Genomic DNA, 21,955 nt, shown 5'->3' on the forward strand with positions numbered 1-21,955 from the left:
CCGATATGAAAACACCCTCAGGACTATTATCCTGAGGGTGTTTTTTCATGGTGGCCAGCATTCTCTGGGCCACCTATTTGCAGATACTGGGGTACTTACTTTATCCCGCCTACATACCGCTTGACCTTGAAGTGATGCTTAGGATGCGTCACATACACAAACTTCTTCCCGGCATTGCGATCTGCACTCACCCCGCTCGTATCGATACGGTTCAGATTGAAGTGATGCCTGAAATGAGGACGATTGTTACGGGACTGCACCACATCCTTATGTGTAATCACCGCTTCGGACTCCGCCACCCGCGCATCGGTAGCCAGGCGGCTGGGATTAATCGTCGCCGCGGCCAGCACCTGCTGATCGAACAGGGCTGCGTTATGTTCCTCTGCCTGGGCAAAAGAAGCCCAGGAAGCCGCAAGCGCCACACTCGCTATTACAACAGTCTTATTCATCATCGTCTCCAAATAGTGAATTAATATTTTGTCTTACCATGGTGCACATCCTACTAGATGAAGATCACAAGAAAAACATACTATTCTCTGATAAATACTTCGGAATTTTCGAATGATTGAGTTCTGTAGTAAAGGTGATTGCACGTGAAAAGTAAAAGGGATACTGCAATCGCAGCATCCCTTTTTATTTGAAGAGGACGTCAGTACAGCCTAGAAAATATAGGTCGCGTTAAGCCCTAACAACCAGTTGCGGCCTGCCGCAGGCTCGTAAAAGCGGCTATTTCCGTCGTTAACGCGGATGGAGCCGATGTACTCCTTGTCGAAAATATTTTCTACGCGTACGTACTCACTAAAGCGCCAGTTTTGAAGTTTTTGCTGGAAGCCCGCGCGGATATTGAAAAGCGTATATGAGCGGGCAGAATCACTATTTTGGTCGTCAGTGTATACCTTGCTATTGTGCCGAGCTTCAAAAGCAGTGTTGAAGCCGCTAGCTTGGTGTTTCCACGCAATCTCACCATAAATCTGGGATCGATAAGTCCCGGGGATGTAATTGCCTGATTGAACAGTATTGATGGCTGTGCTACCAAAGCGAGTCACAGGATAAGAATAGGTGTCATCAAATTTTGCGCGTAGCAAGGTGTAAGAACCAAACAGTGAAATATTGTTAGCAAGCTTGGAATCAATCGATAATTCAATACCATTACGCTTGGTTTTGCTAGCGTTCATATAGGTGACGTTATTGTTCAGGTTTTGCTGCACAACAATTTCATCATCAGTACGTACATTGAACAAAGTCAAATTGGCAACAGTATTGCTGCCGATAAATGCCTTTGTGCCGACTTCGAAGTTGCGGCTTTCGCTTGGTTTTAAGCCTAAGTTAGGGCCAGTAACTGCAGGGGTAACGGTGGCATAAGCTGCTTCAGCAAAAGTGGGAGTTTCGAAGCCTTTGCCATAGTTAGTATAGATATTCCAGGTTGGAGAGACTTTCCAAACTGCACCAACGACAGGTGTGGTTTTCTCATAGGTGACGCTACCGTCGTTGTTGCCACGATGATCATCGACTTCCAACTTGACCTTGGTTCGGCGGGCACCAAAATGCAGATCCAAACTATCTAAGACTGACCATTGTGCCTGGATATACTTATCGAAATTGGTGGCGATATTTTCTTCATCTCGATTCAAAGTCCCAGTTTTAACACCATTGATCGCCTCAATATCCAGGCGGTCATCATTCATCTTGCCATATGTCAGGCCCAGGCTGATGGAATAGGGGCGGCTTAATAATTCGCCCTTGTTGTTCCAGCGTAGGTCGGTTCCCCAGAATTCACGATCAATAGAGCTTGCCCGGCCATTGCCATTGACTTGGCTGATAGAGAGGTATTGCTCGTTTCTGCGAGTGCCGACATAAGAAATCAGGTTGATGGAATTATTTTCGTTAATATTATGTTCAAGGTTGAAGCCGACCTGAGTCTGGCTGCGAGATACGCGTGTGTCTGCGCGATATGCACTAGGCGCTGCTTGTTTATGGTCAGCACGAACTTCAGCGCGGGTTAACCCAAGCGGGTCATCTGCATCTTGATCAAACCAATTGATCAGTGTGGTGAGCTTTGTATCCTCGTTCAAGTTGAAGCGGAATTTAGCCGTGCCTTGTTCCTTCGTATTGCGGCTATGGTCACGGTAGCCATCGGAGGAGTAATTGCTGTAGTTGATCAGATACTCCAAGCCGTCTGCAGTGCCTGCAGCACGCACGTTCTCGCGGCGGGTATCGTAGCTGCCGAATAATACGCCAGCAGATAACTCATGGCCTGCCGGTGCATTTTCCGTTAGCAACTGCACAACGCCGCCGGAAGAGTTGCCATACAGTGCGGAGAACGGGCCGCGCATGACTTCAATGCCTTGCATGGCGCCAAGGTCAACGCTGCCCGGTTGGCCGCTGCCATCGGGGTAGGTCAATGGAATGCCATCGACATATACGCGTACTCCACGTACGCCAAACGCAGAGCGGGCACCGAAACCACGGGTTGAAATTTGGGGGTCCTGAGACATCTGCGTACGGTTCTGCGCAGTGATGCCCGGAACGCGGATCAGGCTTTCGGAAAGAGTCATTTGCGGCAGGCCGTCCTGGATGTTTTCCTTGCCGACTACGTCAATTGCCACTGGCAGGTCGAAGCTGCGTTGTGCTGCGCGGGTGGCTGTCACCACGACCGGGGAAATGACTTGGAGGCCATCCTTGGTTTCTTCGGTGGCGTCTTCTGCCAGCGCGGCACTATTGCACCATACGCTTAATACGGCGAGTGGAATGAGTTTGAGGTGAAACCTGGAATGATGCATGCTGACTCCCCGACGATGCTTTTAAACTGTTTTACGAGCAGGCGAGCATAGGCGAAAGCGATCGGTTTGACCATCAAGATAATCATGAATTTGCACCGGAACCTTGCCCGGCCAGGAAGTCCTGCAAAGTGCTTGCGGTGGGCAGGTGGGGCAGAAGGCCGCGTTGACGGACCGTCAGGCTGGCACTGGCGCAGCCATGTTGCAAGGCGGTGGTGGTGATGTTGCCTTGAAGCAGGCTGGCAATAAAGGCGCTGGCAAAAGCATCGCCTGCGCCGATAGTGTCGATGGCTTCAGCGCGAAATCCTGCTTGCTCGTATGTGCTGCCGTCTTCAAGGATGGCGACTGCTCCCTGGCAGCCTAAAGTGATGATGATCGATTTGCCAGGAAAGCGTTGGTTGAAGCGAATGGTATGCAGCCATGCGAGTGCGGCCGCACAGGAGTTGAAATTTCCTGGTGCGCCATTTAGCCATGCCTGCGCCTCGGTCTGGTTCATGATTAGTACGTCGGTAAGCGCGAGCAGTTCGGAGCTGATGACATGGTAGGGGGATGGATTGAGCACTGTCATGCTGCCAACGCTATGTGCGATCTTGAAGGCTGCCAAGATGGCGTTATCAGGCAGTTCGAAGGGGGCGTAGATGAGGTCGGCCTGCTGGATGGACGCTGCTTGCTGTTGGACATGCGTTTCATCAAGGAGGGCATTGGCTCCGGGATGAACGATGATTTGATTCTGTCCTTGCGCATCGATCAATGCGACGCCGTGGCCATTGTACTTGGCCGTCACGGCGGAAGCGATATGGCGGAGTTGCCACTGCGACAATATATCTTGGCACTGCTGTTGTGATGATGGATGCGAACCGCAAGGCAGGATGCCGTCGACGGGTATTTGGAGTTTGCGCAGGCCGATCAGGACATTCAGCCCCTTGCCGCCGGTTTCGCAGTAAAAGTCGTCTGCTTGCCATGATTCGCCAGGGGCCGGGAAGCGGCGCACGAAATAGATATGCGCGATCATGAGGCTGGCAAGCACGTAAGCATTCGAGGCTCTAGGTTTGAAGCTTGCCAGCATGAGGTTTCAGCCTTTCATCTTGACCCGGTAGGCATAGGCGTCGCCGCGGAATGTGCCTTCCACATATTCCAGCAGGATGCCATCCTGTGAATAGCTGCGGCGCTTGATCAGCAGGCAAGGCTGAGGGAAGCTGAAGCCAAATGCCTGGTTTTCGATGTCATTGGAAAGTACGGCTTCTACTGTCTGTTCACACCAGGCCAGGTGGTACTGGCATTGCTGGTTGATCGCCTGGTAGATGGAACCCTGCAAGTCGGCGGATGCGAGTTCCGGCAGGTGGTGCAGGTTATACCAGGCGATTTCGTGGGAGAGCGGTTTGTCGTCCCCGTAGCGGATGCGCTCCAGCTTGAGGAGGGGCGTGTTGGAGTTGAGTCCGAACATGGAAGCCATGCCCCGGTCATTGACGATGGATCGTTCCAGGATGCGCGTGGAAGGCGTCATGCCCAGCTCGTGCATTTCATCAGTGAAGCCGCGCAGCTTGAACATGTGGGTGTCGAGCCGTCCAGGAGTGAGCACGGTAGTGCCGCCCTTGCGGTTGCTGGTGATGAGCTTGCGGTTGCGCAATTCCATGTAGCTGCGCTTGATGGTGATTTTGCTGACGCCGAGCGCTTCCGAGAAGGCGGTCTCGGTGGGCAGTTGCGTGCCTGGCTTGAGTTCCTGCTGCAATATCAGGGATTCGAGCTGCTGATATAGCTGTGCGTAGAGCGGGTCGGCTGCATTCTTGTCCAATGTAATCAAGTTGGTGATGGAGGCTACATTAGCTTTAGTGTTTTTCAATGGGGGCACGCATCAGTCCTACAAAAAATCCAATGGCATATTAACTTCCACTTTGGCGGGAGCTCAACAGGAATATGCAAGTACAATGCCAATATAAATATACCTATAAAAATATAATAACATTGGCTTTCCTTTATTCTTCATCCCGAGAGCAGGCGAAAGGGCATGGTGCAATACAAGCTGATATTCCAGGGGAGGGAGAAGTGAGATTGGAGAAGGTGGGGCGAAAGTCGAATTCGAATACCTTGAAAGGCTGAGCTAAGCCGCCATATGCTCACGCGTTATCCTGTCATGGGATGGCGCGCTTACAAAATCCCTTCCATCACTTGAACCTGGACTTCCGCACCGGCGGGCAAGTCGCCTACATAGTCATCCAACACGATAAAGCAATTGGCTTCGGACATGGAGCGCAGGATGCCCGACCCCTGGTTGCCGGTAGGACGCACTTGCCATACTCCTGACGGATCGGCAAACAGGATGCCTCGCTTGAACTCTGTGCGGCCTGCCAGTTTGCGTATAGGCTCGGTACAAGTGGCTTTCAGCAATGGCAGCGGTGGCACCGGGTTTTGTCCCATCAGGCATAGCAAGGCATCGCGGACAAACTGGTAAAAGGTGACCATGACAGAGACGGGGTTGCCTGGCAGCCCGAAGTAGTGCGCTTCTCCCACCTTGCCGTAGGCCAGCGGTCGGCCGGGTTTCATGGCGATTTTCCAGAATACGACCTGGCCAAGCTTCTCCAATAGCTGTTTCATGAAGTCGGCCTCGCCAACGGAAACGCCCCCGCTGGTCAGGATGACGTCTGCCTGCGAAGACGCCTGGACCAGCGTTTGTTCCAAGACTGCCGGATTATCAGGGACGACTCCCATGTCAGTGATTTCCACGCCCAGGTTTTCCAGCATGCCGTGCAGGGTATAGCGGTTGCTGTCGTATATTTGCCCCTCGCCCAATGGCTTGCCAATGCTCACCAGTTCGTCTCCTGTCGAGAAGAAGGCGACTTTGAGCTTGCGGTAGACCAAGACTTCGCCAATGCCGAGAGATGCGATCAGGCCGATATCCGCAGGGCGCAGCCTGCGTCCTTTTTCCAGTACGGCATGGCCGGCCTTGAGATCTTCGCCGGCATAGCGTACGTTCGCCTGTGGGGCGGGCGGCTCGAGCATGGTCATGATCTCACCGGAAACCTGGGTTCGTTCCTGCATGATGACGGTGTCCGTACCTTCCGGGACGAGCGCCCCCGTCATGATGCGGATGCATTCGCCAGCCTTCACTGTTCCCGGAAATGGCTTGCCTGCATACGCGGTGCCGACGATCTTCAAGGAGGCGGTATTGAGGTCGCGGCTGTGAAGGGCGAACCCATCCATGGCCGAGTTGTCGTGACCGGGGACATTCAGCGGCGAGATGATACTGGCGGCGAGTACGCGTCCGCGAGCGGCTTTCAACGGCAATGTTTCTGTTGCGCTGACCGGGTTGAGAAAATTGCGGATGAATTTCCGTGCCTGCTCGACCGGCATGGAGTTGGGGTCGTAATCATCCTGGCAGCTGATGAGCTGGTTCAATGAGGGCTGCATGCTCATGGTGTCAAATCCTTCATCCAGTGCGCGATGAAGTCGGCAATCGCTTCCGGGTTATTTAAATCCAATGTCGGCACTGCCGCTGCACTGAGCGGAGCGTCCGCCGCCACAGCGATGATGCTGTCGTCCCCTGGTGCCAGCAGCGGGTAGCCCAGGCTGGGGCGGTGGATCTCGATCTTGTCTATTTCTGCCTGTTTGAAGCCTTCGACCAGCACGAGGTCGATGACGCTGTCATCAAGCTGGGGAAGCAGCTCTGAGAGCTCTATAGTGGTGCTTTGCCGTTCGGGAACGCGCTGGCGCTCCGTCATCAACGCCCAGCGGGTATCCGAGCCTACCAATGTCTGGACCGCGCCTGCTTCACGCAAGCGGTAACTATCCTTGCCAGGCTTGTCGACATCGAATTTGTGGTGCGCATGCTTGACGACTGACAAGCGCAAGCCGCGCGCTGTCAGCACCGGAATTAGGCGGGTGAGCAATGTCGTTTTGCCCGACCCGCTGCCGTAGGCGCAAAAGCCCAATACTGGGCGTGTGAATGCGGCGGTGCTCACGCTGCCTGTTCCAGCCCGCGCAGCTCTTCAGGAGTATTGATGTTAGTGAAGGCGAGCGCCTGGTCCGTGAAAGAGACTTCGATACTGTCGAGCTCGGCGATCCAGTCTGCCATTTTGCGCTCGCCGCGTTCAAGAAACTGCCCCAAGCTGGGGAGCAGTGCGCGGCGGCACAGGCTGAAGACGGGGTGGGCCTGTTTGCCGGTTTTTGCAACGGCGATATCCGCATCACGCTCTATCAAGGCATTCATCAAGCGCTTTGCCAGGCTGGGCGGCAACAAGGGGGAATCGCACGGCACTGTGAGGATGTAAGGGTGTTGCGCGTGCTGCATGCCCGCATGCAAGCCGGCCAATGGGCCGGCAAAGCCGCTGATTTCATCCTCGATGACGCGGTAGCCCAATTGGTTGTAACGCTCGATCTCTCTATTGGCATTGACCAGTACTTCGTCCACTTGCGGGGCAAGACGCCGTAATACATGCGCGACCATGGGCTGGCCGTTGAATTCCACCAAGCCCTTGTCTGCGCCTCCCATGCGCTTGCCTTTGCCGCCTGCAAGTACGATACCTGTAATACTCATATGCTTTGGCCCGATATTGGAGTGCCGTGAAGCGATGCCAATAAATCCGGTTGATTTGAAATGTAAAATTCTACTTTATTTTCCGTCGACGCTACAGCGCGACGATGCCATGAGGGCGCCAGCATGGTCAGCCGCCTGTCTGCGACATGAAGCGGATGACGGATGGCGCCTGGCGGCGCAGGTCAAAGTCATGTCCCTTTGGTTTGACCTGCATGGAGGCAAGAATGGCTTCTCTCAAGGGCTGGTCGTCATTGGGATATTCACGTAGCAAGGGCATGAGGTCCACCTTGTTTTCCTGCCCCAGGCAGAGGTAAAGCTCGCCCTTGCAGGTAATGCGCACGCGATTGCATGCTTCGCAGAAATTGTGGCTGTGCGGCGAGATGAAGCCGACGCGGGTGTCGGTATGGGCAACCCGCCAATACCGCGCTGGACCGCCTGTGGTTTCCGTACTGCTGACCAGCGGGAAGTGGGTCCGCAGCAGCTTGAGGGTGGCTTGATTGCTGATATAGGTGTCGCCACGGCTGTGGTCGACTTCGCCCAATGGCATTTCCTCGATGAAGGCGACATCCAGACCTTGTTGGATTGCGAACTCCAACAGCGGGACGGCTTCCGTATCGTTGAAGCCGCGCATGAGGACGATATTGAGCTTGATATTGGTGAAGCCTGCATCCTTGGCTGCCTGGATGCCGCGCAGCACCTTGTTGAGGTCCCCGACCCGCGTGATTTTGCGGAAGCGCTCGGGATCGAGGCTATCCATGCTGATGTTGATGCGGTCCAGCCCGGCTTGCTTCAGGTCGTGGGCGTAATGCTCCAGCTGCGAGCCGTTGGTGGTCATGGTCAGTTCGCGCAACCCGGGAAGGCGGCCGATTTCCTCGAAAAGGGAAAGCGCATTTTTACGCACTAGCGGTTCGCCGCCGGTAATGCGCACTTTGCTCACACCCAGAGAAACGAAGGTTTTGACCAGGCGAGCGCATTCCTCTAAGGTCAGTACCTCTTCACGTGGCAGGAAGTTCATGTCTTCGCCCATGCAATAGACGCAACGGAAGTCGCAGCGGTCTGTGATCGACAGGCGTATATAGTCCACATGACGGCCGAACTGGTCGATCAACTGGGGAGTGTGGGCGATGGCAGACATTGAGCAGCTATTCAGGCCTAGCATGGATGCGATAAGATGTGTGGATTGTAAGTCCTTCAGTCAATACAAACAATAATATTTGAAGACTGTGATATGACCCCGGTGAGAGGTGAAAATTCCATATGAGTGCAATCAGTATCAAGATTCGCCTGCCATATCAACACTTGGTCGCCATTGGGCCCGGCAAGGCCGATTTGCTGGAGGCGATAGACAAAAGCGGCTCGATATCAGCAGGCGCCCGGGCTATGGGGATGTCTTATAAACGCGCCTGGGATCTGGTCGATGCCATGAATAAAAGCTTTCGCGAGCCGCTGGTGGCAACGGCGACGGGCGGAAGCCATGGCGGTGGCGCGAAGGTGACGCCGTTTGGCCAGGATGTGCTGGCACGCTATCGCGCGATGGAGGCCAAGGCCAGCCACAGCATCGCCCAGGACGCACAGGCGCTGGCTTCCTTGTTGCTGCCGCGTTAAGGTTGCTTGGTACTTTCATCCTCTTCCACTGATACGCTGGCGTGACGCGTAAACAGCCGGAAGCTCTCGCGCCTGTCCAACGCGCGGTTGCCGGACCATGCCAATTGCCAGCCCTCGCCTGGCGTCAGGTTGGGGTGGCGGCTGTCCTCCTGTACCAGATAAAGGTCACAGGCCGGATTGTGGCTTTGCGGCGCGCTCTGTGGCTGTATGGCCAGGCCGGTATAGTAGTCAAGCAGCGCAGTCTGCGCATCCCCTATGCCGTAACTGTTGATGCAGGCGTATTGCGCGGGCATGGCTGCATTGAGTTCCTCGAAGACATTCTTATAGCTGCGCGCGTTGTCTATCCATGGCAGCCATAGCGTCATCAGGAGTCCCCATGCCATGGTCATGCCGACTGCCCAGTTGGTCAGTGCGCCGCGGTTCGAGCGTTTGCTGTTCGAAATCACGAATAACCAGATGACCGTAACAGTCAAGGCTGCAGCCAATGCCAGGATATTCAGGTGCGCCTCCTGGGTGGCGGCAAGAAATTGCATGCGTTCGGCGATCTTGGCCGGCGTGCCTGTCAACATGGCAAACCAGCCCAGCCAGACCAGCGAGCCTAGCAGGCCGAACAGCAGCAAGCCAAACCAGTCCAATGCGCCGGCCGCTCCGCGCTTCAATGTTTCAACACTGCCGCCAGCCAACGCTGCCAGCGGTAGCAACAGCGGCAGGATATGGATTTCGCGGCGTTCGAACCCGATGCCGATGATCAAGAAACTGGCTGCAAAAAACACCAGCAGCAACTGCATTTTGGGTTTAGTGAGCAGTACAGCCCGGTAACGCCATGCGCCCCATGCCGCAATAGGCAGTGCCGGCCAGGAGTACCAGAGCAGGGTGCGCAGGATATAGGGGTAATTGATAGTGCTGGAGCCGCTGATGCTGTTTTGCCACCATGCAGTGAATTGAGCTGGGTCGGCATTGAATAGCAGGCACGGCCAGATGAAGAGCCAAGGGCTGGCTGCCAGCAGGCTTAATGCAGAAACAATGGCAAAGCTCTTGCTGCGCCATTGCGCGAACAGGATGGGCAATAGCAGCATGGTCGCCAACACGATGAGGGCGCTGGCCGGGCCCGTGGCAAGGAAACTGATGCCTATGCCCGAACCCAGCAACACTGATGCCCTTAATGGGCGGCGCTTGGCAAGCGCTAGGGCATACAGTGCCATGGACAATCCGGCCAGGGAGGCGACCTGGGGCATCAACAGGTGGGAGGATGCAATCAGGCCGATGGAGGCAATGAAGATGAAGGTGATCTGGCGACCGATACCGACGCCCCACAGCTCTCGTCCCAGCATGCCAATCATGAGCAAGGTGATGGTCATCCAGATGCTGTTGATCAACCTGGCGGCGTCATGCAAGGGCAGGATGGATGAAAGCAGTTTGCCGCTACCCGCAGCGCTCCAGTAATACAGCGGCGGGTATTCTATGGTTTGCTGCCCTGCGGCAACCGGGGCGAGCAGCCCCTTGCCTTGCGTCATGTTTTTGACGATGCTGATGGCTTGCGCTTCGTCTGGCTTCCAGGGTTCATGTCCAACCAATCCCAGGAATATCCATGCAATGCAAAGCAAGATCAGCAGATGTGTCTTGGCACGCTCCCCCACATGCGCGCGAGGGGTTGCCAGGTGTGCTTGCCAATCGTGCTCAAGCTCGAATGCCATGAATATCCTTTAGTCTTTGTTCGGGAATACCTATACATTTTAATCGCCAGGCAATTGTATGGAAAACAAAAAAGGCAGCCCAGGCTGCCTTTTTGCCACAACATACAATCCCGTTGGATTACATGCCGTATTTCTGGCGGAACTTCTCAACACGGCCAGCAGTATCGAGAATCTTCTGCTTGCCAGTATAGAATGGGTGGGATTGGGAAGAAACTTCAATCTTGACCAGTGGATATTCCTTGCCGTCCGTCCACTTGATGGTTTCTTTCGCAGCGATAGTGGAGCGTGTCAAGAAGCTGAAATCAGCACCGATGTCCTGAAATACAACTTCGCGATATTCTGGGTGAATGCCAGGTTTCATAATGTTTTACCTCTATATTGCCGGTTTGTGCGGCGGGCCAGTGTTAGGTTCCTGCCTAGCAGGAAAGTCGGCCATTATATTAAGCTTGTCAAGAAATTGCAAATTTCTCCAAGCCGTCTTTCCTTAGCTGCCGTTGGCGTTAGCCCCTGCGCATGGAGTCGAAGAAGTCGGCGTTGTTCTTGGTGGCCTTGAGTTTGTCCAGCAGGAATTCTATCGCTTCCAGGTCATCCATTGGATAGAGCAGTTTGCGCAATACCCATATCTTTTGCAGCACATCCTTCTCGATCAGCAGTTCTTCGCGGCGGGTGCCGGATTTGTTGACGTTGATGGCGGGGTAGATGCGTTTCTCGGCCATGCGGCGGTCGAGGTGAAGTTCGGAATTGCCGGTGCCCTTGAATTCTTCATAGATCACATCGTCCATGCGGGAGCCGGTATCCACCAGGGCCGTGCCGATGATGGTCAGGGAGCCGCCTTCTTCAATGTTGCGTGCGGCGCCGAAGAAGCGTTTGGGGCGTTGCAATGCATTGGCGTCCACACCCCCGGTCAGTACCTTGCCGGAAGCAGGGACTACCGTGTTGTAGGCGCGCGCCAGGCGGGTAATGGAGTCGAGCAGGATCACGACATCCTTCTTGTGCTCGACCAGGCGCTTGGCTTTTTCCAGCACCATTTCGGCGACCTGCACGTGGCGGGTCGCAGGTTCGTCGAAGGTGGAGGCAACGACCTCGCCCTTTACCGAGCGGGTCATTTCCGTGACTTCTTCCGGGCGTTCGTCGATCATGAGCACGATCAGGACGACGTCTGGATGGTTGGCGGTGATGGCGTGGGCAATATGCTGCATCATCACTGTTTTGCCTGATTTGGGCGGCGCCACGAGAAGCGCGCGCTGGCCCTTGCCTATCGGGGCGATCATGTCGATGACGCGCCCTGTGATGTTTTCTTCGCCACGGATGTCGCGTTCCAACACCAGCGGCTTGGTGGGGAACAGGGGTGTCAGGTTCTCGAACAGGATCTTGTGCTTGCTGTTCTCCGGCGCTTCGCCATTGACGCTGTCCACCTTGACCAGCGCAAAGTAGCGTTCGCCATCTTTCGGGGTGCGAATCTCGCCCTGGATTGTATCGCCGGTATGCAGGTTGAAGCGGCGGATCTGCGAAGGGGAGACATAAATGTCGTCAGGCCCGGCAAGATAAGAGGTATCGGGCGAGCGCAGGAAACCGAAACCGTCTTGCAGGACTTCAAGGGTGCCATCGCCAAAGATGCTGTCGCCTTTCTTGGCCTTGTTCTTCAATATTGCAAAGATCAAGTCCTGTTTGCGCATGCGGCTTGCGCCTTCAATCTCGTTGGCGATCGCCATTTCGACTAGTTCGGTGACAGGGAGGTGCTTCAGGTCTGATAAATGCATATGGGAAGGCTCGTTGAAGATCGGATGTGCTGCAAAAACGGGGATTGTTTGAAGGATGACCGCCAGGTTCCTGTGGCGTATGACGCTCTTTAAGCGTGTTGTTTTAGACGGAACCTGGCGCCAGGGTAGCGCTATTAAATATTGCTGTCAATAAATGCCGTCAGTTGGGATTTGGAAAGGGCGCCTACTTTGGTCGCTTCCACATTGCCGTTCTTGAACAGCATGAGGGTCGGAATGCCGCGGATGCCGTACTTGGGTGGCGTATTCTGGTTTTCATCGATGTTGAGCTTGGCGATTTTCAGGCGGTCGGCGTACTCTTTGGAAATTTCGTCCAGAATCGGAGCGATCATTTTGCAGGGGCCACACCATTCCGCCCAGTAGTCTACCAGAACAGGAACCTGGGACTGCAAGACTTCCTGGTCGAAAGTATCGTCGCTGATATGGGTAATATGTTCGCTCATTTGAACCTCTAGTGATGGTTTGGTTATGCTGGGTGATGTGTCCGCACCAGCTTGATAGTGGCATAGCGTGCCAAGCAATTCCGCTATCCTAGCGAAAAAAATCCTGCAAGTGAAGTATTGAATGCAGGCATGGATATTGCTGCGCTGCATGGATTTTTGTTATCTGCGCTGTGAACCGCTTCAATGATATATGACAGGGCTTCATCAATGACCGAAAACACGACTGGGAAGTTCCAGTTCCTGGACGAGCCTGGAGAGCATGGCAAAGTGTTTGCCGCTTACGAGCATGTAAAGCTGTATAGCGCGTTCCAGCCGATTTATAGCTTGTCGCATTGCCGGGTTGTCGGCTACGAAGGATTGCTGCGCGCAATTGACGGGCGCCGGCAGGTGTCGCCCTACCAGATATTTTCGCTGGCCCGGGACGAGGCCAGTATCGTGCATTTGGACCGTTTGTCGCGAGCCCTGCATTTGCGTAATTTCTGCAGCATGGGGCGTGAAAGTGTCGAATGGCTGTTCCTGAACGTGGACCCCCGGGTGATTGTGCAGGGCAAGCAGTATGGCGCTTTTTTCAGGCAGTTGCTCAAGGAAAACGATATGCCGCCGGAGCGGGTTGTCGTGGAAATCATGGAAGGCGCGATCGACGATGAGCTGCAATTGTCCGAATCCGTCGGCTTCTACAAGGACCTGGGCTGCCTGGTGGCAATCGACGATTTTGGCGCAGGGCAATCCAATTTCGAGCGGATATGGCGGCTATCGCCCGACATCGTCAAGCTGGACCGCTCCATGATCGTGCAGGCCATGCAAAAGCCGATGGCGCGGCGCTTGTTGCCTGGGATCGTGTCCTTGATCCACGAGGCGGGCAGCCTGGTGCTGATTGAGGGGATAGAAACCCTGGAAGAGGCCATGGTGGCGATGGAGACGGATGTCGACCTGGTCCAGGGGCATTATTTCGGCATGCCGGCCCATGCGCTCAATGAAGCGCATAGTGAAAACAAGATATTTTCATTGTTTGAACGTTACCAGGCTTCATCCGCGCTGGATTCGAGCCAGAAATGCCTAGCCTACTACCGCGGCGCCTTCATGCTGGCCGTGTCTCAGCTGCAGGCTGGAGTTGCGCCGGAGCAGGCTTTCCATCAATTGTTGCTGCTGGACGGGGCTGACCGTTGTTATATGCTGGACCAGCAAGGGGTGCAGCTTGGCGCCAGCTGCCTGGCGGATAGTGCAAAAATGGTCACGGATAGGCGCTACCGGCCTTTGGCCGACGGGAGCGGCGCCGTCTGGCTGCGCCGTCCTTATTTGCGCCGGGCATTGCAGAACCCCGGTTCGTTACAGATGACCCGGCCTTATCTCTCGATTGCGACGGGCAAGCTCTGCGTCACGCTGTCCATGGCGGTGGCGTTGCATGGGCAGGTCAGCGTATTGTGCTTCGATTTCAACTGGGTGGACGAGGTATTCGGCGCAAAGTAGTGCGCCAGGCCTATTGTGGTGCACTGATCTGGTGCTTATAAAGTGCTGAACTGGAAGTGATCGAATTGATTGGTCCTTTCAATCAGCCGGGTGATCATGATGCGTTTGCTGCTGTCGTCCTCAAGCGTCAAGTCGATGATTTTCGCCGGGCTGTAGCTGCCCGGAGCGCCGATCAGGGAAGGCGATTGCTTGAGGGTGGGGATTTCGGGCAGCAATAGCAGCGGCACGGCATGCTCATCGGCGGATTGCATACTGACGGGTTTCGCTTCTGGCGCCAGCAGCTGGATGCCAATGTCCAGGTGGCGATTTTCCGTATGGCTGGCCCAGCGCAGCACGCCGATCGCCCAATGGGTGGTATGGCTTATTCGGACGCCTACCAGGTCGCCGATGTGCAGATGGGCTTCTGTCGCCGGCAGTTTGCGCAGGGCCATGCCGCCAGCACTGATATTGAGCGCTTGCCAGCGCGAATTGCGCGGCAGTTTTCCGAGCGCATTGTCCGCCTCGGTCAATATCTTGCCGTACAGCGTGGTGTGCAATGCTGGCAAGCCTATGATCAGTTCGATGCCGTCATTCTTCGGTGTGCGGTTGTAAATGCGCTTCGGGGAAGCGCCCCAGTGACGGAGCAGATAGGTCAGCAGGTCCTGGTAGCGGGGCTGGTTCGCATTTTCCGGCAGGCCGGCTTCCGGCGGAAAAGAGCCCTGCTGGCACTGCTTGATATGCTGGTGGACCTGGCGTGCCAGATCCATGGTAAGCAGAAAGAAGTCGTGCTCTTCGTCTACTTTCCGTAAGCGCTTGCCCAGTGGCACGGGCGGCTTGTCACGGTTGCCCGAGATCAGGAAAATGGCTGCCGGGTTTTCCATCGGCTCAGGGCGTTGCAATTGGGCAAGGCCGGCGAAGCGCGTGATGTAATCGGAAGTGAGCTTGATGTCTTTCTGCGAAAGGTGCTGCGGATCGGCCAGGCTGATCAGTAGCGCCTGTTTGTAGACATGGCTGATGGGCAGCGTTTGGTTGCGTACCAAGTCGTCGATTGCCGTTGCCTCCAGCCCGCGCTTCACGCTCAGAGCGTAAAGCTGGTGCAGCTCGCTCCAGAGCGAAGGAGGCTGCGCCCGGTAGGTTTCATAATAAATCTCGATCTGCATGCGCAAGGCATCTAGCGTGCGATGCAGGCACAGGTTCAGGAGCTTTGCGCCGCCAATCTTGAATAGCCTGGCTTCAAGGTCCAGCAGGGCGAGTTTGTAGCCATAGGCCAATTCGGTCCACAGGGTGTTGGCCAACGTGGCATATTGCTTGTCCTGCTCGGGCAGGGGAAGCGGGGCGTTGCAGTAATGGGCCGCGAGCGACTCCGTGACTGAAGCAATGGCTGGCCGGTAGGTTTCCAGCGCCTTGATGCGGGTGTCCGGCGCGACTTTCTGCCGGTTGAGGATTTCCAGCTCTTCCTGCAACGCCTGGGATGTCTCTAGGATGTTGGTGACGGGGAGTGCGTTCAGAAACTTGGTGATTTTTGCCGGTTTGGTTTCTGCAACAATCAGTGGATGGTCCACCAATGCCGGCACGTTCAAATTCAACAACATTCCCTAAATCCCCCTTTAAAGTGAGGATGGTAAATAGTCTTGGTTGTTTTGTCACTGCCTTGATATAGCCTAGTAGGGCTTTAACGGAGCGCGGCGCTGATGTGGCGGTTAAATCGCTGCTGCTTGGGACGCGTCGATACTGTTGCCTTCGGCATCCAGTATGTTGAGCTGGTTTTCGTCGGCAAAATGCATAAGCTGGTTGAAGCCTTCTGGGTTGGTATCCTTGAGTTTCAGGTCAACCGCCAGGCAACGCACGCCTTCTATCACGCGCGGCTTGAGGTAGGGCGAGTAACGGAGCTTGCGGTCAGCGCCAAAGCTGGCGTAGGTACTGCACATCCTGTCCACCCAGTCGCTGGGGCGGAACGGCTTGCCTGCGCGGGTCAGACCCTGAATGATGATTTCCTTGATGCCTGATTTTTCTGTCGTGCTCATGCCTTAACCATTAACCCAATCTGAGAGTACATTCTAGCACCCAATCAGCCGATGCAGCGCGATTGGGTGCACGCTTGCACGCTGTTAATCAATGTACTCGAATACCTTGACTACCTTGCCCACGCCGCTGGTGCTGCGGGCGATATCGACGGCGTCCTCAGCCTCCTGCCTGGTCACGAGGCCCAGCAGGAACACGGTGGTGGCTTCCGTCACTACCTTGACATAGTTTGCAGGGAAGCGGTTTTCCTTCACCAGGCGTGCCTTTACCTTGGAGGTGATGTAAGTGTCGTTGTTGCGTTCGCTAAAGGTGCTCTTGGTGTCGATCACAATTTCATTGGTGACATTGCGGACGTTGTCTACATTGCGCACCGCTTTCTCGGCTGCTTCCTTGCTGGCGGCATCGACCGCTTCGCCGGTGAGCAGCACGTTACGGTTGTAGCTGGTGACATTGATGTGGTTCTTTTCGCCGAGCTCCTGCTTGATGGCATTGGAGGCTTTGAGCTCAATGTTCTGGTCTTCAATGTAAATGCCCGAGGTCCTGCGGTCAGCCGCCATGGCGCCGCCGGCGGCGGCTCCGCCGATGACGGCAGGTACGCAGGCTGCGAGCTGGGTGGAGAGTGCCACGGCCAGAATCAATGGAGCCAGAGGGGAAAGGGTACGTGCGCGCATAATTAATTCACTCCTAACAAAAGACAATCAATTGCATCGCAGATGCAATGCAGGCTCAACATATAAACTTCCTGGATTCTGGCGGGGTGCTCGTGCGGCACCCCGATATGGATATCTTCTTCGGTCAGAAGTTCCACAAGCTCGCCGCCATCCCCGCCGCTGAAGGCGATCACGTGCATGCCTGCATCCTTGGCTGCGGAGATCGCACGCAGGATATTCTTGGAATTGCCGCTGGTGCTGAGCGCCAGCAGCACGTCGCCCTGGTGGCCAAGGGCCGTGATCTGGCGCGAGAACACCTGCTCAAAGTGATTGTCGTTGGCAATCGAGGTGAGGGTCGCAATATCAGCAGGCAGGGCGACGGCAGCCAGCCCCGGGCGTTCCTGGTCGTAGCGGTTCAGCATGCGCGACGCGAAATATTGTGCGTTGGATGCCGAGCCGCCATTGCCGCAAGTCAGGATCTTTTTCTCATTGAGCAGGGCCTGCACGATGAGGTCGGCAGAGTCGGCGATCGGTGCGGCCAATAGTTCCGCAAGTTCCAGCTTGAGGCGTCCGCTCTCTTCAAAATGTGCAGCGATGCGGTGGTGCAGGTCAGTCATGTCGTAATGTCAGTATTGTTTGAAGGGCGTCAGGCGCCAAACGCATCCTGAATCCATTCGATTTTGTTCGTATCCAGTTTGTTCAACAGGACGGCATCGAAGCGGCAAGGGGCGCTGCCATGTTGTTGCAGGAAGTATTCGGCCGTGCGGATGAGCTTTTGCTGCTTGGCAGCATTGATGCTGGCTGCTGCGCCGCCAAATGCGGAATGGCTGCGCATGCGGACTTCAATGAATACAACGGTGTCGCCTTGTTTCATCACCAGGTCTATTTCGCCAAAACGGCAGCGATAGTTGCGGCTGACCAGCGCCAACCCCTGTGTTGCCAGGTAGCGCTCAGCAATTGCCTCTGCATCATCCCCGAGCTGTTTCAAGGCGTGGTTTCCGGCACGACACCTTGTGCGCTGAAACGTCCGCTGGCAAGCTCGCGGCTGATATTGCCATCGGAGGAAATGCTGATTTTTCCGGTCAGGCCCTGCAGGGTGTGCGCTTGTTGCGGATGTTTGCTCACATGGTCGAGGATGCGGTAGGCGTCCACCCCCAAGGCGAACCAGCGTTGCATTTCGCCGGGCGGCAAGTCGGAAGCGGCAGGCCGCAGGTTTGCAAATGCAGCGGATTCGGGCTCGAGCAGCCAGGGCATATCGACGAAACGCACTGCATTGAGTGGCTCGTTTTCCGGATCCTGCGGAATGCCGGCATAGATATGCGAGGTCGCGAATGTCGGGGTCGCGGTGTCGAGGTAAGGACGGATGACTCTCGCCTCTTCATAATTCGCCGCCAGGAAAATCAGGTCGGATGGGTTGGATGTGATTTTGGCCTGCAGTTCAGTCAGGTTGCTGTCCTCGGCAAACGTCAGTTGTTGAGTGATGCGGCCGCCCGCGTCGTTCCAGGCATTGCCGAACGCTTGCGCCATGCGTTCAGCCAGGTGGTTGCTGCCGGCTGCTATAGTTGCGGTTTGCATGCCCAGGCGTTGCGCCAGCCTGACAAGCTGGGCAATCTCCCCTTCAAGCGACAGGCCGAAGATATATAGGTTGGGCGTCTTGCCCGGGGTGGAGTCGGGCTGGTTGAGCGCCAGGGTCGGGATGCCGAGGTCCTGCTGGCCCAGGCGTGTGACTTCATCGCGTGTCAACGGCCCCAGGGCTATCTGCACGCCCTCATCGACTGCGCGCCGGTATGTTTCGGCAATATTGGCCGGATTGCCGTCGGTGGCGTACAGCGTGAGCTCTCGGTGGTCTTGCGCTTGGGATTGGGCGGCGGCAAATCCCTGCTCTATCGCATCGGCAGCGGGGTAATAGGCCTCCACCGCAAACGGAAGGATGACGCCGATCTTGCCGCCAGGACCGACAGGCGCCGCAATTGGGCTAGGGGCTGGGACCTCGGGGCGCTGGGAGAGTAGCGCCTGGCTGAATCCCTTGCTTGCAGGGTGGCCTGGATAGAAGTCCGGCCAGTTTTTAAGCGCGCTCTCGTCTTGTTCCTGGGCTGCCAGCGCGAGGTCGATCCAGCCCTGGATGTCCGTGTCCGGGCTTTCGCCACGGATATTGACCAGGTCGTTCCGGCTCAGGTTGCTCAGGCCATTCCAGATTTTCTTGTGGTTCTCGGCACGGCCTTGCTCATCGTCAAGGAAGCGTTCCGCTGCGACGCGCTGCTCCAGCGCTCGCAAGGGGTCGGGCTCTTGCTCATAGGCGAGCGCGAGGCTTGCGTGTAAACTTGCGGCTGCCTCGTTGTCGAGCGAAGTGTTGGCCTTTAAAGGCAACAACAGCCGGAAAACGGAGTCGAAATCCTGTTGTGCGGCGGCAATATTGCCTGCCAGGAGCTTGGCATGGACCGATTGGCTGGGAATCCGGTTGAGCGCCAGGGCGGCGCAGTCGATATTCTGGGCCTGCAGGCATGCCATGCCTTCCTGAAAACGCGTTTCCGGCGGCACGGCATTCGGGCTGGCGGTCGCTGCTATTGTCTGGGCCGGCAGCAATATCCATGTGAAATACAGAAGGGCGAGCAGTCGTTGAATCATAGTGGGACATTATATGTGGTAGCTACGCCAATTGGAAACCTGCAAGACGTCAGCTTACGGGCGTTGGATGTGCTCAAGGCGGTTGATGTGGTGGCGGCGGAAGATACGCGGCACACAGCAGGCCTGCTGTCGCATTTCGCCATCCAGAAAAAACTGGTGGCCGTGCATGAGCACAACGAGCGCAAGGCGGGCGAGCAATTGATCCAACGCTTGCAGGCGGGCGAATCTGTCGCGCTGGTGAGCGATGCGGGCACGCCCGGCATCAGCGACCCGGGCGCTGTGGCGATTGCGATGGCGCATGAGGCCGGAATCAGGGTGGTACCGATACCGGGTGCATCCGCAGTGGTGGCTGCGCTTTCTGTGGCGGGGATCGCGACGCCCGGGTTCCAGTTTCATGGATTCCTCCCGGCCGGCGGCAGTCAACGCCGTTCGGCCCTGCAGTCACTTGCGGAGGTGGCGGTGACCCTGGTGTTCTACGAGGCTCCGCATCGAGTGCTCGATAGTGTCGCAGACATGGCTGCCGTGCTCGGGCCGGAACGTACGCTCACCATTGCACGCGAGCTGACCAAGACCTTTGAAACCATACACCGTTTGCCATTGGCGGAAGCCCGGGCTTGGTTGGAGGAGGATGCCAACCGCCAGCGCGGCGAATTCGTGCTATTGGTGGAGCCTGCACCGGCGAAGGAGGTTGCTCCCGTCGATGCCGAGGTGCAACGCGTATTGACGTTGCTGCTGGATGAACTGCCCCTGAAGCAGGCGGTCAAGCTGGCGACCGAGATTACCGGAGCCAAGAAGAATGCGCTGTATGAGCTGGCGCTCAGTCTCAAGCAATCCTGAACCATATTGTTAGATATTAAATATAGAGAGTTTCATGACGACTACCATCACCATCACACGCCCTGATGATTGGCACCTGCATTTGCGCGATGGCGCGGCCTTGTCTGCGGTGTTGCCGGATGCCGCAAGGCGCTTCGGGCGGGCGATTGTCATGCCCAACCTGCGTCCGCCGGTGACGACTACGGCATTGGCGCGCGCTTATCGTGAACGTATCGTACGGGCATTGCCTGCCGGTTCAAGTTTTGAGCCGTTGATGACTTTGTACCTGACGGATAACACCAGTGCCGATGAAATTGTCCTGGCCAAGGACAGCGGCATCGTGCATGGCGTGAAGCTTTACCCTGCCGGAGCTACCACCAATTCCGACTCAGGGGTGACCAACCTCGGGCATTGCGTCAAGGCGCTGGAGGCCATGGAGAAGCACGGGGTTCCCTTGCTGGTGCATGCCGAAGTGACCGATGCCAATGTGGATGTGTTCGACCGCGAGCGGGTGTTCATCGAGCGCAATATGATTCCGTTGCTGGAGCGTTTCCAGGGATTGCGGGTGGTATTTGAGCACATTACGACCAGGGATGCGGCCGAGTTCGTCGCCGGGGCGTCGGAGAACGTCGCTGCCACCATCACGGCGCACCACCTGCTCATGAACCGCAATGCCATGTTCAACGGAGGCATTCGTCCGCATCATTATTGCCTGCCGGTACTCAAGCGCGAGGAGCATCGCCTGGCCTTGGTCGCGGCGGCGACTTCCGGCGATTCCAAATTCTTCCTGGGCACCGATAGCGCGCCGCATCCGAAATCCGCAAAAGAGGCGGCTTGTGGCTGCGCCGGCATGTATACCGCGCATGCCGGGATCGAGCTTTATGCCGAAGTGTTTGATGAGGCTGGCGCGTTGGACGGGCTGGAAGCATTTGCAAGCTTCCATGGGCCTGATTTTTACCGCTTGCCGCGCAATGCGGACAAGATCACCCTGGAAAAGAACGCATGGGAAGTTCCAGCAAGCCTGCCGTTTGCTGACGAAGAGCTGGTACCCTTGCGGGCAAGCAGCACAATTGCCTGGCGCCTGAAATAGCTATCTGCTTCGGCGCGGTGTTGCCTTGGTCTTATGGCGCATCAGGCTGGAAGGTGCGTGTGGTACACTAGCGCCGAAGCTGGCCAGGCAGCCGCCGCTCGCGCAAGCGAGGGGAGGAAAGTCCGGGCTCCATAGAGCAGGATGACGGCTAACGGCCGTACGCCGTGAGGCGAGGAATAGGGCCACAGAGACGAGTAAGCCGCAAGGTGGACGTGAAACGCGGTAACCTCCATCCGGAGCAAGACCAAATAGGGTAGCAATGGCGTGGCTCGCGCTGCTACCGGGTAGGTTGCTTGAGCCTAGCGGCAACGCTAGGCCTAGATGAATGGCTGCCACCCGCACTGCGGGGACAGAACCCGGCTTACCGGCCAGCTTCAATCTTGTTCCAAGATAGTCGAATATAGATTCTTTCCCTGCCAATACTTCCCCATACCAAAATTCAGCCACCTCGCAACTGTTTCTCATAAAGCACTTTCAC

General features: G+C 56.1%; 22 protein-coding genes and 1 other RNA gene. 5 read left to right on the forward strand and 18 right to left on the reverse strand.

The window, feature by feature from the left end; translation table 11 throughout:
- Positions 1 to 95: 95 nt before the first annotated feature.
- From ACKF11_RS11685 to moaA, 8 genes are all read right to left on the reverse strand, one after another.
- On the reverse strand, positions 96 to 452 hold the full coding sequence (locus tag ACKF11_RS11685; RefSeq protein WP_407997197.1) for a hypothetical protein: 357 nt from the start codon (positions 450 to 452) through the stop codon (positions 96 to 98).
- A 207-nt stretch (positions 453 to 659) separates the two neighbouring features.
- On the reverse strand, positions 660 to 2,780 hold the full coding sequence (locus ACKF11_RS11690; RefSeq protein ID WP_407997198.1) for a TonB-dependent receptor family protein: 2,121 nt from the start codon (positions 2,778 to 2,780) through the stop codon (positions 660 to 662).
- An 82-nt stretch (positions 2,781 to 2,862) separates the two neighbouring features.
- Positions 2,863 to 3,843 (reverse strand): PfkB family carbohydrate kinase, encoded by a 981-nt coding sequence (locus ACKF11_RS11695; protein WP_407997199.1) that lies wholly within the window; start codon positions 3,841 to 3,843, stop codon positions 2,863 to 2,865.
- 6 nt (positions 3,844 to 3,849) lie between these two features.
- Positions 3,850 to 4,617, reverse strand: a complete 768-nt coding sequence (locus ACKF11_RS11700; RefSeq protein WP_407997200.1) for a GntR family transcriptional regulator — start codon at positions 4,615 to 4,617, stop codon at positions 3,850 to 3,852.
- Positions 4,618 to 4,922: 305 nt separating this feature from the next.
- Positions 4,923 to 6,188 carry a molybdopterin molybdotransferase MoeA gene (gene moeA / locus ACKF11_RS11705; protein WP_407997201.1) on the reverse strand — a complete coding sequence of 422 codons (1,266 nt, stop codon included), beginning with the start codon at positions 6,186 to 6,188 and terminating at the stop codon, positions 4,923 to 4,925.
- Positions 6,185 to 6,733: a molybdopterin-guanine dinucleotide biosynthesis protein B gene (gene mobB / locus ACKF11_RS11710; RefSeq protein WP_407997202.1), complete on the reverse strand. Its 549-nt coding sequence runs from the start codon at positions 6,731 to 6,733 to the stop codon at positions 6,185 to 6,187. Before mobB ends, moeA begins: the two co-directional genes overlap by 4 nt.
- Positions 6,730 to 7,308: a molybdenum cofactor guanylyltransferase MobA gene (gene mobA, locus ACKF11_RS11715; protein WP_407993106.1), complete on the reverse strand. Its 579-nt coding sequence runs from the start codon at positions 7,306 to 7,308 to the stop codon at positions 6,730 to 6,732. The genes mobB and mobA overlap by 4 nt, the downstream gene beginning before the upstream one ends.
- A 127-nt stretch (positions 7,309 to 7,435) precedes the next feature.
- Positions 7,436 to 8,443 (reverse strand): GTP 3',8-cyclase MoaA, encoded by a 1,008-nt coding sequence (moaA, locus tag ACKF11_RS11720; protein WP_407997203.1) that lies wholly within the window; start codon positions 8,441 to 8,443, stop codon positions 7,436 to 7,438.
- A 122-nt stretch (positions 8,444 to 8,565) separates the two neighbouring features.
- Here moaA and ACKF11_RS11725 point away from each other — a divergent pair, with 122 nt between their 5' ends.
- Positions 8,566 to 8,913, forward strand: a complete 348-nt coding sequence (locus ACKF11_RS11725) for a winged helix-turn-helix domain-containing protein (RefSeq protein WP_309566209.1) — start codon at positions 8,566 to 8,568, stop codon at positions 8,911 to 8,913.
- Here the strand turns inward: ACKF11_RS11725 and ACKF11_RS11730 are convergent.
- The 4 genes from ACKF11_RS11730 to trxA form a co-directional block, all read right to left on the reverse strand.
- Complete coding sequence (locus tag ACKF11_RS11730) at positions 8,910 to 10,607, reverse strand: ArnT family glycosyltransferase (RefSeq protein ID WP_407997204.1); 1,698 nt, start codon at positions 10,605 to 10,607, stop codon at positions 8,910 to 8,912. The genes ACKF11_RS11725 and ACKF11_RS11730 overlap by 4 nt on opposite strands.
- Positions 10,608 to 10,725: 118 nt before the next feature.
- Entirely contained in the window at positions 10,726 to 10,968 is a 243-nt protein-coding gene (locus tag ACKF11_RS11735; RefSeq protein WP_011480512.1) for a type B 50S ribosomal protein L31, read from the reverse strand.
- 139 nt (positions 10,969 to 11,107) lie between these two features.
- Positions 11,108 to 12,367, reverse strand: coding sequence for a transcription termination factor Rho (gene rho / locus ACKF11_RS11740; protein WP_230348981.1), 1,260 nt, complete (start codon positions 12,365 to 12,367; stop codon positions 11,108 to 11,110).
- Positions 12,368 to 12,501: 134 nt separating this feature from the next.
- Positions 12,502 to 12,828, reverse strand: a complete 327-nt coding sequence (gene trxA / locus ACKF11_RS11745) for a thioredoxin TrxA (RefSeq protein WP_226757751.1) — start codon at positions 12,826 to 12,828, stop codon at positions 12,502 to 12,504.
- Positions 12,829 to 13,035: 207 nt separating this feature from the next.
- Here trxA and ACKF11_RS11750 point away from each other — a divergent pair, with 207 nt between their 5' ends.
- Positions 13,036 to 14,295 (forward strand): sensor domain-containing phosphodiesterase, encoded by a 1,260-nt coding sequence (locus ACKF11_RS11750; RefSeq protein WP_407997205.1) that lies wholly within the window; start codon positions 13,036 to 13,038, stop codon positions 14,293 to 14,295.
- A 35-nt stretch (positions 14,296 to 14,330) separates the two neighbouring features.
- Here ACKF11_RS11750 and ACKF11_RS11755 read toward each other — a convergent pair whose 3' ends face one another.
- The 6 genes from ACKF11_RS11755 to ACKF11_RS11780 form a co-directional block, all read right to left on the reverse strand.
- On the reverse strand, positions 14,331 to 15,866 hold the full coding sequence (locus ACKF11_RS11755) for a cyclic-di-GMP receptor FimW-related protein (protein WP_407997206.1): 1,536 nt from the start codon (positions 15,864 to 15,866) through the stop codon (positions 14,331 to 14,333).
- Between the two features lie 108 nt (positions 15,867 to 15,974).
- Positions 15,975 to 16,298: a DUF3579 domain-containing protein gene (locus ACKF11_RS11760; protein ID WP_309566213.1), complete on the reverse strand. Its 324-nt coding sequence runs from the start codon at positions 16,296 to 16,298 to the stop codon at positions 15,975 to 15,977.
- Positions 16,299 to 16,382: 84 nt separating this feature from the next.
- Positions 16,383 to 16,967, reverse strand: coding sequence for a BON domain-containing protein (locus ACKF11_RS11765; RefSeq protein ID WP_309566214.1), 585 nt, complete (start codon positions 16,965 to 16,967; stop codon positions 16,383 to 16,385).
- Between the two features lie 2 nt (positions 16,968 to 16,969).
- Complete coding sequence (locus ACKF11_RS11770; RefSeq protein WP_407993100.1) at positions 16,970 to 17,563, reverse strand: SIS domain-containing protein; 594 nt, start codon at positions 17,561 to 17,563, stop codon at positions 16,970 to 16,972.
- Positions 17,564 to 17,592: 29 nt separating this feature from the next.
- Complete coding sequence (locus tag ACKF11_RS11775; RefSeq protein WP_309566216.1) at positions 17,593 to 17,934, reverse strand: YraN family protein; 342 nt, start codon at positions 17,932 to 17,934, stop codon at positions 17,593 to 17,595.
- On the reverse strand, positions 17,931 to 19,571 hold the full coding sequence (locus ACKF11_RS11780) for a penicillin-binding protein activator (protein ID WP_407997207.1): 1,641 nt from the start codon (positions 19,569 to 19,571) through the stop codon (positions 17,931 to 17,933). The genes ACKF11_RS11775 and ACKF11_RS11780 overlap by 4 nt, the downstream gene beginning before the upstream one ends.
- On the opposite strand from ACKF11_RS11780, the gene rsmI reads away from it, so the two are divergent.
- From rsmI to rnpB, 3 genes are all read left to right on the forward strand, one after another.
- Complete coding sequence (rsmI, locus tag ACKF11_RS11785; RefSeq protein ID WP_407997208.1) at positions 19,563 to 20,408, forward strand: 16S rRNA (cytidine(1402)-2'-O)-methyltransferase; 846 nt, start codon at positions 19,563 to 19,565, stop codon at positions 20,406 to 20,408. The genes ACKF11_RS11780 and rsmI overlap by 9 nt on opposite strands.
- A gap of 34 nt (positions 20,409 to 20,442) precedes the next feature.
- A complete protein-coding gene (pyrC, locus tag ACKF11_RS11790) occupies positions 20,443 to 21,477 on the forward strand; it encodes a dihydroorotase (RefSeq protein ID WP_407997209.1) in 1,035 nt (344 codons plus the stop codon).
- 75 nt (positions 21,478 to 21,552) lie between these two features.
- Positions 21,553 to 21,857: RNase P RNA component class A (gene rnpB, locus ACKF11_RS11795), an RNA gene on the forward strand.
- The last annotated feature ends 98 nt before the right edge of the window (positions 21,858 to 21,955 follow it).

The sequence above is a fragment of the Methylobacillus draconifructus genome, from assembly GCF_045984385.1.
Classification (GTDB): Bacteria; Pseudomonadota; Gammaproteobacteria; order Burkholderiales; family Methylophilaceae; genus Methylobacillus; species Methylobacillus flagellatus_A.